This window comes from Tardiphaga sp. (assembly GCF_025356345.1).
Classification (GTDB): domain Bacteria; phylum Pseudomonadota; class Alphaproteobacteria; order Rhizobiales; family Xanthobacteraceae; genus Tardiphaga.
On record NZ_JANXTC010000090.1, the window covers coordinates 1 to 10,475 of the forward strand.

Genomic DNA, 10,475 nt, shown 5'->3' on the forward strand with positions numbered 1-10,475 from the left:
CGGACCGAGGCGTAGAACTTCAGCGCATTGCCGCCGGTGGTGGTCTCCGGGCTGCCGTACATCACCCCGATCTTCATGCGGATCTGGTTGATGAAGATCACCATCGTGTTCGACTTGTTGATCGAGGCGGTCAGCTTGCGCAGCGCCTGGCTCATCAGCCGCGCCTGCAGGCCGGGCAACGCATCGCCCATCTCGCCTTCCAGTTCGGCGCGCGGCACCAAGGCCGCCACCGAATCGATCACCAGCACGTCGACGGCGCCGGAGCGCACCAGCGTATCGCAGATTTCCAGCGCCTGCTCGCCGGTATCCGGCTGCGAGATCAGCAGCTCATCGATATTGACGCCGAGCTTGCGGGCATAGACCGGGTCGAGCGCGTGTTCGGCGTCGATGAAAGCGCAGATGCCGCCCTTCTTTTGACCTTCAGCCACCGTGTGCAGCGCCAAAGTGGTCTTGCCCGAGGATTCCGGTCCGTAGATTTCCACCACCCGGCCGCGCGGCAGGCCGCCGACACCAAGTGCGATGTCCAGACCGAGGGAGCCCGACGAAATCGTCTCGATATCCATCGAGCGATCATTCTTGCCGAGCTTCATCACCGAGCCCTTGCCGAACTGGCGCTCGATCTGCGACAGCGCGGCCGACAGGGCCTTGGTCTTGTCCATGGAGGATCCTTCAACGATACGCAGGGCGGTCGGGGTCGAGGCCATATCTAGCTCCTTATGAACGGGATTCGCGAGGACTGACAAACAATCGGCGGGTTTGCACTGTTGAAAATACCGTACACCATTCGTTCTATGTTCGCAATATGTTCTTTTGTCGAATGTCGCCGCTACGCCATAAATGACGGGCTCGCGAAAGGAAAAGCTGGCCCGAATTCAGCCGCGCAGCCCGTTTCATCTCGGTGGTCAATTTTGGACAGCTGGAACCAGTAGAATCCTTAAAGTCTCCGGATCATCGAATGGATCTCGGCAATTGTCGGTGACTGGAGGTTCTTGCGCCCCCGCCTGATCAATAGGTGGCAAGAAATGCACGGTTCTTCCAGACATCAGTCCCATTTCAGTTTCCGCGTATTTATCGATGGTGAACAACTTCACGAATCCGAGGCTCTGGCCTTTGATGACCTCGAGGAGGTCTGGCAGGAGGGCGCCATGACCTCCGCGGAATTGATCCGCTCGATGTATGGCAAAATCGAATCGGACCTCGACTGGCGACTGGACGTTTCCGATGCCAGCGGCGCGGTGATCTATCAGTTCACCTTCCAGGCGAAGCGGCTTTAAAGAAGCGACATCCGTTCGCTCCATCGCCTCCGTCCCGCGGTGATCGCCAACGTCTCTGCCGCATCAAGGCTCCGGATCGGCGCCCGGCGTTTTGCCATCGCCGGTTTTGCGCCTAGACCAGCGTGATGGATCCAGAACAACGCATTCGGGCGAGTTTCGCCAAACAGGGCCTGATGGCCACATTGGGGGCGACGCTCGGCAGCGTTGCGCCCGGCGCGGTCGAGATCGTGCTGCTGCCCGGCCCGGCCGTTTCGCAGCAGCATGGCTTCGTTCATGCGGGCGCGGTCAGCGCCATTGCCGACAGCGCCGCCGGCTATGCCGCGCTAAGTCTGATGCCCGCCGGCAGCGGCGTCCTGACCACGGAATTCAAGATCAACCTGCTGGCGCCCGCGACCGGCGACCGTATCATCGCGCGCGGACGCGTGGTGAAGTCTGGCCGCACCCTGACACTTGCGCTGGCGGAAGTCTTCGCGGAACGCGCGGGACAGGAACGGCTGATCGCACTGTTGACGGCGACCCTGATGTCCATCACCGGACGCGAAGGCATCGAGGATTAGTCCCGTGCGGCGATAGGCCTGGCAACTTCCCACGGCGGAACCGTGCCGGAGCTGGATAAGAGTCGCTTTTCCGACTCGAATTGGCTAGCCTTGACTATCACCGTGTGGACCTCGGCAATCGTCGGTGACTGAGGGCTTTTGGCGCCCCCGCCTGATCAACAGGCGCACCCCATGCACGTTCCGTATTCGACACCGAAGACTTATTTTCAATTCCGGGTTTTCACCAACGGATCGCAATTGCACGAAAGCGATCCGCTGGCCTTCGACAGCGTTGAAGATGCCTGGCACGAAGGCGCGATGACGTCCTGTGAGCTGATCCGCGGCATGCACGGCAAGATCGAGGCCGACCTCGATTGGCGGCTCGACGTCTGTGACGGCGATGGGATTGTAATCTACAGGTTCTCGTTCAAGGCCAAAAGGCTGTGAACGCCGGCGTCCGCGATCATCGCAGCAGGTAATCCGGCGTCGATATCGCCGCTCTCGCGGCGGACAGGAGCTGGCGTCACTTGCTGATCCCGCGCGGCGTCACATACAACACAAGCTGCGGCTTTATCTTGCATTGGCGCACTTTGTGGTCGACGTACGCGTCAACTCGGGTTAGCGGTACCATGGTCTTCACGGCATTACCATGCCGAAGAGATATTTTCGCGCGTCAGCCCTGGTCATCCCGTGCCCCGATTCTTTTTCCATATCATCTCCGAAGTCAGTTTCCTGGATGACGAAGGCAGCGACTTCGCTGATAGTCAGACTGCCCTGATCCACGCCAGACAACTGGCCGCCGAGATGGCCAAGGACCAGCCGCCGCCCGGCGGATCGATCGTTGTGGAAAACGAGGATGACGGCCACCTGTTCGAAATTCCGCTGGCGTCCTGGAACAGTTGATTGGCCGGCGGAAGCGCTTTTGGCAGGTGCATCGCTCAGGACAATTATGCGTCGACAAACCGCCGAACCAATCCTAGATTGGCGATATCACCGGCACCCTGGCCAAGGCGGTGATGGAGAACTGTACTCCCGCCAGAATGCGGTGCTGAACCATGCCTCGCTTCTTTTTTCATTTTGTTGCCAAGACACTTCTGGAAGACGAAGCCGGCGCCACGTTTCCGGATGCGGAAAAAGCGCTGCTGCACGCCAGGGTGATGGCGGCCGAACTGGCCCAGAACGATCTGCTCGCGGGCTGCGCCATTGTCGTTGCCAACGAGGCCGAGGACGAGCTGTTCGAAATTCCGCTGACCTGCTGGGCCAACTGATGCCGGGCCAATTTCAGTACGCGGCTGGGGGCCGGCACAGAACAGACCAATCTGCTTGGCCGGGTTGCCGTACCGTCATGCCGACATATTTTTCCATATCCGCCAAGGCAAATATGCCAGCACATCTGGCGAGGGTGCCGACCTTCCCGATCTACAGGCCGCGCGGAGGCAGCTGCGATGATCTATCGTGACACGGCTCGCAGCATTGCCAACGACCTGAATCAGAGTCCGGAATGGAAAATGGGCGTCGAGGATCATTACGGAAAGACGGTGTACCGTCTCAACGTGATAGCAGAGACGATCAACGATACCTGACCGCATCGGTCCGGAATGAGCATTCAAGCCAGGTAGCCGTGAGTTCATATCGATCAATGCAATATCACCCATATCAAGGGTCTCCCATGACGCATCCCAGCAGAACCTACGAAAATTATGCGGAATCCTGTCTTGATATCGCCGCGCAAACCGCGGATCGCGGTGCGCGACTACTGCTGCGTGAAATGGCGGCCGAGTGGCTGAAAGTGTCGGACACGGACTGCGCACGGCGCCGTGACAAACTGTCTGACGGCTATGCGATCAGCCCCGACGGCCATGCCCTGCCACCCGAATTATCGAGCTAGTCCGCGGCCACTACTTCCACCATGGATGCGCCAACCGGCAACGGGCCGCGGTTCAACTCGCGCTGATCTTGTCTGTTGCCTCGGCACGCCCAGCGGACACAGGATGGCGTTTGTGAGACACGTTGTGCGGCGACGCCGGACGCAAAGCGCCGGGCGCGAACGGGATTGAAGTTGGCGGAGCGCCCGACGCCGAACGCACATCAGACAGATGTCGTGTGACGGCTTGAGAGATCGAGGACTGCGATGATCCACCCCGCCGTAAAATTCCAGTTCGGACGGATCGTTCAGGAGTATGGGAACTGGCACGCGATCGATGAATATGACCGCTCCCGCGCGCCGGGATGGTGGTGGGGGCCGGCCCTCGCGCTGCGCGACGCGCACGAACAGATGCCGACCGACTGGCTGCGGCTGATGGCATTGCCGGATGCCGGTACCTATTCGGATGCCGCGCGACTTTTGTTGGATTCGCTCGCCGGCCAGACCTCACAGCCCTGGCCGAATGAATTTCCGCGCCAGTACCAGACGCGCCCGACCGCGACGGATGCCGCCTAATTGGCGGCGCTGCCGGTCTTGGTGCGAGGCTTCGCCGGAGCAGCCTTCGGCGCGTCACTACGCACCGTACCCCACGGATCGGCGGCCGCCTTGGCATCCGGAATCTTGCGCAGTGACTCGCGATAGGCCTTCTCGGTGATAGCGTCCTGCTCTCTTTCCTCCGGCGACTTGCTCTTCAGTTCTGGCATCAGGTTCATGTGCTGGGCCATCGCGGGCCCCGTAAACAGCATGAGCATCGCCAGCGCGCGGATCATTTTCATTCGCAACTCCCACCAGAATTCGGGATCTTATAACACCGCAAGGTCATGCGCGCCAATGCGGTCGCCGAGCCACGTCCCGCGGCCGCGGCAACCACGCCGATCCGGCCTGCCGAACATCCATCCCCCGGTATTTTTCCGCGGCGACGTAAATCAAAGCTGAAACGCATCGCCCCGATCTCACCTGCCGGGTTTATCGAACGGCAAGATGGCGATGCTATCAGCGGACATCATTCCAATGTGGACGCGGCGATGATCGAGAAACGAGTAGCCCGGCGCTACCGGGTATTGAAACGCGGCAAACTGGCATTCGGCGGCGGCGGCGGTACCGACCGCACCGTGCGCGACATTTCAAACTCCGGCGCGCGGATCGACCTCGACGGTCCAGCCGGTCTCCCCGCCGGTTTCATGCTGGTGATCGAAGCCGATCATTTCATGCGCCGATGCCGCCCGATCTGGAACAGGAACAGCCAGATCGGCGTCGCCTTCGGTTAAAGGAGTCAGTAGCGGCCGCGACCGGGGCTGACGCCATTGCCGCCACGGCCGTAACCACCGCCATAACCGCCGATGCTGATCCCGATGCCACCGGAGCCGCGCGGTTCGGGGTCGTAATAGACCGGCGGCGCGCGCCGAACCACGATTTCCTCCTCGATTTCGCGAATCCGGCGCTGCGGCGTGCGGTCGGCACGCTTTTTTGCTGGCTCGCTCTTCTCCGCCTTGCGTGGCGCGGCCGGCGGCGCGCTGCACGGACAGGTCAGCGCGACATTGGTCGGCGCCAGCGCGGCGTTGACGCTCGCGGCCGGCGGGCGGTTACGGGTGCGCTCCTCGAGCTTCCGCGCCGTCGCGGTGAGGTCGCTGTCCGGATATTTGGCCAGAAAGTCACGATACGCCGCCGCATCGTTGCGGAGGACGGCATTGTTCCAGGCGACCATCCTGTAGTGGCGATCCAGCCATTCGCGCGCCAGCGGGCCAAGCGGCGGCGGCACACCCAGTGACACGAACGCCTGATAGGCCTCGACTGATCCGTCCGCGACGACCAGCTCGTTGGCGGTCTCGACCGGCTTACCTTTCAATTCGCGTTTCCAGTCCTCCGCCGTGCGCTTGTTGGCGACAGGCGAAGCAGCCGCGCCGTCAGCCGTGCCAAAGAAGCGAAAATCATTGACCAGCGACGAACTCTCCCACGGCGTCTGCCGGCCGTCGGTGGCCTTGTTGACCGACAGCCGCACCCGTTTGAACGCCTCCTCGATCGGCAGGCCGGGCTCGCGTCCGGCCTGCAGCAGCGCCGTCGTATACGGACTGTTACCGTCACGGCCATCCTCGGCCTCGGCACCGGGCGAGGTCGAAAACGACAATAGCGTGCCGGCGGTCCCGAGCCTGACGTCGACCTGCGCGAGGCCGCGGCCGGCGGTCTTGTTGATGGCGGGGAACGGGTCGTTACGACAGGCATCGAGCAGAATGATGCGGGTCTTCGACGGCACCGAGGTCAGGGTGTTGATGATATCGTTGAGCCGAACCGCCTGCAGCGGAATGTCGGCCTCGCGCTTCGGATCGACATCGACCGGCACCAGATAGTTTTCGCCGTCGATCTGCAGGCCATGGCCGGCGTAAAATAGCAGCGACACCGTATCCGGCCCCTTCGCCGCGACGCTGGCCGCGAATTCCGCGATCCTGCTGCGAAGTTCATTCTGCGACAGGTCGGCGGCGGACTGCACCTCGAAGCCGGCGTCGCCGAGCATCTGCGCCATCGCCCTGGCGTCGTTGACCGGATTGGGCAGCGGCACCACCGCGCGGTAGGCCGACTGGCCGATCACCAGCGCGATCCGGTTTTCCGCCGATGCGGCGTGACAACCGAGCAGCATCGCCGCGGCGACCATGGCGTTGCGAATGACCGGACCGACCATCAAGCGACCTCCCCGGCCACCTGGCCGGACCGCGCGACGGACAATTCCGCCTGATTCGGATGAACTCAGGCGGCCGCCGCATCCACACCGCGACGGCCTGCCGCGACCTTAATTGGTCGCGCGAAACGAAAGCGCGGTTCACAGCCCCGCGCGCCGTGCGGTCTATTTCTTCTTGGCGGATGCCGCCGGTGCGGGCGCCACGCCGCCCCATGGGTCATATTTCTGCTTCGGCTCGGGAATCCGCTCCATCGCGGCCTTGTAGGCCTTTTCGTCGACCTTCGGGCCTTCCTGGGTTTTCGGGCCCTCGCTGCCCTGACTGCGTTTGCCGCCCATCTGGGCCGAGGCCGGGGCCGCCAGAAACGCCAGCGCCATTGTCGCCACCAAAACTGTTCTCATCGCACGGTTCCTCCTTGCGGCCTTGATAGCCTGTCGTCCGGGGATCTTCCTAGCGCGAAGATGTCCCCGGCTGCGATCATCGGCCGCGGCGGGAACATCCGGGATCACCTCGGCATTCCCGGTGCGCGGCATTGGCCATGACGGCATTTCGCCGCGAAATGCAGGCTTTTCCGGGGTGCCATGGTGAAACAATGGTTGCGAATTTCGATCAAATGATGCGCCCGAACAAACCGCATGTTGGAAATTTTCATCTAGCCTGTGGTCCTTGAAGCGGTGGAACGCGGCAGGCGTCCGCTTGACCTGCCACACCGCTACCGGGGACCCAGACGTGGTTGAGATCGCAAATTCCGTCGCCGACGATCGCCGCGCCACGCGCGCGGCAGACGTGCGGGTGCATGACGCGCCGGCACCGCTCACGGCGATCGGCATCGACGTCTGGCAAGCTCTGGCGCAGCGGGCCATCGAGGCCAATGGCTACTACCTTCCGCACTGGCACCTGGCGGTCAATGCCTCGGCGCGCGGCCGCACCGATGTCGCCGCGCTGAGCGCCTGGAGCGAGGCTGCGAGCGAGCCGTCACGCCTGATCGGACTGCTGCCGGTGGTCTCCGCCTGGCGCGCCTACCGCATCCCGCTGCCCGCGCTGGTCAGCGCCGATCCCTATGGCACGCTGAACACGCCGCTGCTCGATCGCGAGCAGGCCGACGCGGCCGTCAGCGGCCTGATGGCGCAGGCCCGCGCCAGTGGTGCAAGGGCGCTGATCCTGCGCGACATGTCGCTGGGCGGCGCTGCGATGCAGGCGATCACCGCCGTCGCCGCGCGCGGTGGTATCACGGTTCGCGTGCTGCGATCGCATTATCGCGCCTGTCTCGACGCCACAAGCGACGCCGATGACTTGCTGCGCGACGCGCTCGGCGCCAAGAAACTGAAAGAGCTGCGGCGCCAGCGCAACCGGCTCGCCGAGCACGGCGACATCCGTTTCGAGGTCGCCCGCAGCGCAAACGAGGTCGCGGCGGCGCTGGAACAGTTCCTGACGCTGGAGGCAAGCGGCTGGAAGGCCCGGCGCGGCACCGCGCTGGTGCAGGACGCCGGCGACGCCGCCTTCATCCGTGGCGCCACCGTGGCCCTTGCCAGCTATGGGCAATGCGAGATCGTCACGCTCCGGGCCGGTGACACCGCCGTCGCTGCCGCCATCCTGCTGCGGCATCTCGATCGCGCATTCTACTTCAAGATCGGCGTCGACGAGCGCTTCGCCAGATTGTCGCCCGGGGTGCAGTTGACGCTCGACGTCACCCGCCATCTCTGCGCCGATCCGATGATCGCCAGCGCGGACTCCACCGCCAACGCCGGCCATCCGATGATCGACCCGATCTGGCGTGGCCGGCTGGCGATCGGCGACGTGCTGATCCCGCTGCGGCCGCGCGATCCGGTGGTGCCGCTGATCCACGCCGCGCTATGGCTGCGACAAATCGTGCACGGCGCCGGGCGGCGATTGCTTCACGCCACCCGCGGGTAACCTGCAAGGATCTTAGTCAAGACACGCTCAAGCTGTCGTGGACGCGATACAACACGACGTGTTGCTTCGCAGAGCCCGGGGCGACGCGGAAACCGCATTCGGAATGATCCCCGCACTGCAAGCGGCATGAACGATGCCGCACCGCGTCAGGACAGGCTTTGGACTACTCCGCCGCCTGCGCGTTGATCTCCGCCGACACCTGCCGGATCGCGCGCGCCAGTTGATCCGGCGGCTGCGCGCCGGACACCGCGTATTTGCCGGCGAACACATAAGTCGGCACCCCGGAGATGCCCTTGTCGGCGGCTTCCCTGGCATCGGCGGAAATCCGTTCGACATCCTCGTCGGTGGCCAGCCGGCGGCGAATCTCGTCGGCATCGAGGCCGACATCGGCCGCGGCCCGCACCAGCGTCTCGCTGAGCGTGAGATCACCGCCATCGCGAAAATACAATTCCATCAGCCGCTGCTTGATTTCGGCCGACTTGCCGGATGCCTCCGCCCAGTGGATCAGCCGATGGCAATCGATGGTGTTGGGTTGCCGCTTCACCATCTCCGGCCGGTAGTTCAGCCCCTCCTCCTTGGCGGCGTCGACGACGCGCTGCGCGATACCCTTATAGGCCTCGACCGACCCGAACTTGGTTTCCAGATAGGTATCGCGGTCAATGCCCTCGCGGGGAATCCAGGGATTGAGAAAGAACGGCCGCCAATGCACCTCGACCGGAATCTCGGGCGCCAGCGCCAGCGCGTTCTCGATCCGGCGCTTGCCGATGTAGCACCATGGACAGACCACGTCGGAGACGATGTCGATCTGAAGCGGCTTGATGGTGTCCATGAGCAATCCTCGCTGTTCGGTCAGAGATAGGCCGCCGGTGTGCCGCCGACAAGCCCGTCAGGCGAGTGTCGCCGCCATCGCCCGCAGCCGCGCGGCGGTCGCGTCATCAGCCGGAAAGAACGTCTCGATGGCGATCTCCGACAGCGTGATGTCGAGCGGCGTGCCGAATACCATGGTGGTCGAGAGAAAGCTCAGCACCTCGCCCTGTAGCCGCATCCGGAATGGCACCGCGACAGCGTCGGCCGCGACCGGACCGGGCCGCGCAGGGACCGGGTACGCCCGCAGTTCCTGATACAGCCGAAGCAATTCGGGATCGGCGGTGGTCTCGCACTGTCGGTGCAGCCGCTCCAGCAGATGCGCGCACCATTCACCGAGATTGACCGTGCGCGATGCGAGGCCGTCAGGATCAAAGGCAAGCCGCAACACGTTCAGCGGCGGCGCCAGCCGCTTCGGCGACAGGCCCGCGAGCAGCGGCATCACCAGCCGGTTGGCCGATAGCAAATTCCAGTGCCGGTCGATCGCCAGCGCGGGATGCGGCTCATGCGCCTTCAGCACCAGGTCGATGGCGCGGACAGCCGCGGCCAGCGCGGGATCGTCCAGCGAGCGCTGTTGAAACGCCGGTGCAAACCCCGCCGCCATCAGCAACACATTGCGCTCGCGCAACGGCACGTCGAGCCGCTCCGCCAGCCGCAACACCATCTCGCGCGACGGCGCGGCCCGGCCCGTCTCGACGAAACTCAAATGCCGCGTGGAAATCTCGGCGTCGCAGGCCAGGTCGAGCTGGCTGAGCCGGCGACGCTGCCGCCATGCGCGCAAATGCTCGCCGATGCGAACGGCACTACGGGCGGCTTGAGCGGTGGCCAATTGCGCGGTCATGACGAAAAACTAGCATGCGTTTTTCGCGGTATCCATGACGTCGGAGGTAATCGATTTGCCGCGGCAGGCGGGACATCGTCGCATCGTCAACATCCAACACAAGGAGAACCTGCGATGATCCACCCCTCCCCCCTGCTCCGCCTCGCCGTTCAGGCCGACGCCGCCGTCAGCGGCGCCATGGCGTTGCTGTTGAGCTTCGGCGCCGGCATGCTGGCGCCGGTGCTGCGCCTTCCCGAGCCGCTGCTGCTGGAATCCGGACTATTCCTGATCGCCTATGCCGCCTTCGTCGGCTGGCTCGGCTCGCGCCAACTGATGCCCCGCGCGATGGTTGTGCTGATCATCGCCGGCAATGCGCTGTGGACGCTGGGCAGCGTCACGCTGCTGTTCTCCGGCATGGTGTCGCCGAGCCTGCTCGGTCTGGCCTTCGTTGCGCTGCAGGCCATCGCCGTCGGG

The 10,475-nt window shown here is 63.8% G+C and carries 17 protein-coding genes; 11 read left to right on the top strand and 6 right to left on the bottom strand.

Annotation, left to right across the window (positions count from 1 at the left end):
* Positions 1-704 (bottom strand): recombinase RecA (gene recA, locus Q0S16_RS05035; protein ID WP_295845759.1); only part of this gene is annotated, 704 nt, incomplete at its 3' end.
* A gap of 285 nt (positions 705-989) precedes the next feature.
* Here recA and Q0S16_RS05040 point away from each other — a divergent pair.
* The 8 genes from Q0S16_RS05040 (at position 990) to Q0S16_RS05075 (ending at position 4,250) form a co-directional block, all read left to right on the top strand.
* Positions 990-1,274 carry a hypothetical protein gene (locus tag Q0S16_RS05040; RefSeq protein ID WP_295845761.1) on the top strand — a complete coding sequence of 95 codons (285 nt, stop codon included), beginning with the start codon at positions 990-992 and terminating at the stop codon, positions 1,272-1,274.
* Between the two features lie 125 nt (positions 1,275-1,399).
* Complete coding sequence (locus Q0S16_RS05045) at positions 1,400-1,831, top strand: PaaI family thioesterase (RefSeq protein WP_295845764.1); 432 nt, start codon at positions 1,400-1,402, stop codon at positions 1,829-1,831.
* Between the two features lie 171 nt (positions 1,832-2,002).
* Positions 2,003-2,257: a hypothetical protein gene (locus Q0S16_RS05050; protein ID WP_295845767.1), complete on the top strand. Its 255-nt coding sequence runs from the start codon at positions 2,003-2,005 to the stop codon at positions 2,255-2,257.
* Between the two features lie 243 nt (positions 2,258-2,500).
* Positions 2,501-2,713 carry a hypothetical protein gene (locus tag Q0S16_RS05055; RefSeq protein WP_295845769.1) on the top strand — a complete coding sequence of 71 codons (213 nt, stop codon included), beginning with the start codon at positions 2,501-2,503 and terminating at the stop codon, positions 2,711-2,713.
* Between the two features lie 152 nt (positions 2,714-2,865).
* Entirely contained in the window at positions 2,866-3,078 is a 213-nt protein-coding gene (locus tag Q0S16_RS05060; RefSeq protein WP_295845771.1) for a hypothetical protein, read from the top strand.
* A gap of 177 nt (positions 3,079-3,255) precedes the next feature.
* On the top strand, positions 3,256-3,393 hold the full coding sequence (locus tag Q0S16_RS05065; protein WP_295845773.1) for a hypothetical protein: 138 nt from the start codon (positions 3,256-3,258) through the stop codon (positions 3,391-3,393).
* Between the two features lie 86 nt (positions 3,394-3,479).
* Positions 3,480-3,698, top strand: a complete 219-nt coding sequence (locus tag Q0S16_RS05070) for a hypothetical protein (RefSeq protein ID WP_295845774.1) — start codon at positions 3,480-3,482, stop codon at positions 3,696-3,698.
* A gap of 243 nt (positions 3,699-3,941) precedes the next feature.
* The gene (locus Q0S16_RS05075; protein ID WP_295845776.1) at positions 3,942-4,250 is read left to right on the top strand and encodes a hypothetical protein; all 309 of its coding nucleotides are present in this window, start codon (positions 3,942-3,944) and stop codon (positions 4,248-4,250) included.
* On the opposite strand, the gene Q0S16_RS05080 is transcribed toward Q0S16_RS05075, so the two are convergent.
* Positions 4,247-4,510 (bottom strand): hypothetical protein, encoded by a 264-nt coding sequence (locus tag Q0S16_RS05080; RefSeq protein WP_295845778.1) that lies wholly within the window; start codon positions 4,508-4,510, stop codon positions 4,247-4,249. The two genes, Q0S16_RS05075 and Q0S16_RS05080, sit on opposite strands and share 4 nt — an antisense overlap.
* Positions 4,511-4,759: 249 nt before the next feature.
* Here Q0S16_RS05080 and Q0S16_RS05085 point away from each other — a divergent pair, with 249 nt between their 5' ends.
* Entirely contained in the window at positions 4,760-5,002 is a 243-nt protein-coding gene (locus Q0S16_RS05085) for a PilZ domain-containing protein (protein WP_295845780.1), read from the top strand.
* Positions 5,003-5,007: 5 nt separating this feature from the next.
* Here the strand turns inward: Q0S16_RS05085 and Q0S16_RS05090 are convergent, their stop codons facing one another.
* Together Q0S16_RS05090 and Q0S16_RS05095 are read right to left on the bottom strand one after the other, a co-directional pair.
* Positions 5,008-6,408, bottom strand: coding sequence for a caspase family protein (locus tag Q0S16_RS05090; protein ID WP_295845783.1), 1,401 nt, complete (start codon positions 6,406-6,408; stop codon positions 5,008-5,010).
* A gap of 162 nt (positions 6,409-6,570) precedes the next feature.
* A complete protein-coding gene (locus Q0S16_RS05095; RefSeq protein ID WP_295845785.1) occupies positions 6,571-6,804 on the bottom strand; it encodes a hypothetical protein in 234 nt (77 codons plus the stop codon).
* 385 nt (positions 6,805-7,189) lie between these two features.
* Between Q0S16_RS05095 and Q0S16_RS05100 the strand changes: the two genes are divergently transcribed.
* Entirely contained in the window at positions 7,190-8,317 is a 1,128-nt protein-coding gene (locus Q0S16_RS05100) for a GNAT family N-acetyltransferase (protein ID WP_295845796.1), read from the top strand.
* Positions 8,318-8,480: 163 nt separating this feature from the next.
* On the opposite strand, the gene Q0S16_RS05105 is transcribed toward Q0S16_RS05100, so the two are convergent.
* The gene (locus tag Q0S16_RS05105; protein ID WP_295845788.1) at positions 8,481-9,146 is read right to left on the bottom strand and encodes a DsbA family oxidoreductase; all 666 of its coding nucleotides are present in this window, start codon (positions 9,144-9,146) and stop codon (positions 8,481-8,483) included.
* Positions 9,147-9,203: 57 nt separating this feature from the next.
* Complete coding sequence (locus Q0S16_RS05110) at positions 9,204-10,022, bottom strand: helix-turn-helix transcriptional regulator (RefSeq protein ID WP_295845790.1); 819 nt, start codon at positions 10,020-10,022, stop codon at positions 9,204-9,206.
* A gap of 114 nt (positions 10,023-10,136) precedes the next feature.
* Here Q0S16_RS05110 and Q0S16_RS05115 point away from each other — a divergent pair.
* Positions 10,137-10,475 (top strand): hypothetical protein (locus Q0S16_RS05115; protein WP_295845793.1); only part of this gene is annotated, 339 nt, incomplete at its 3' end.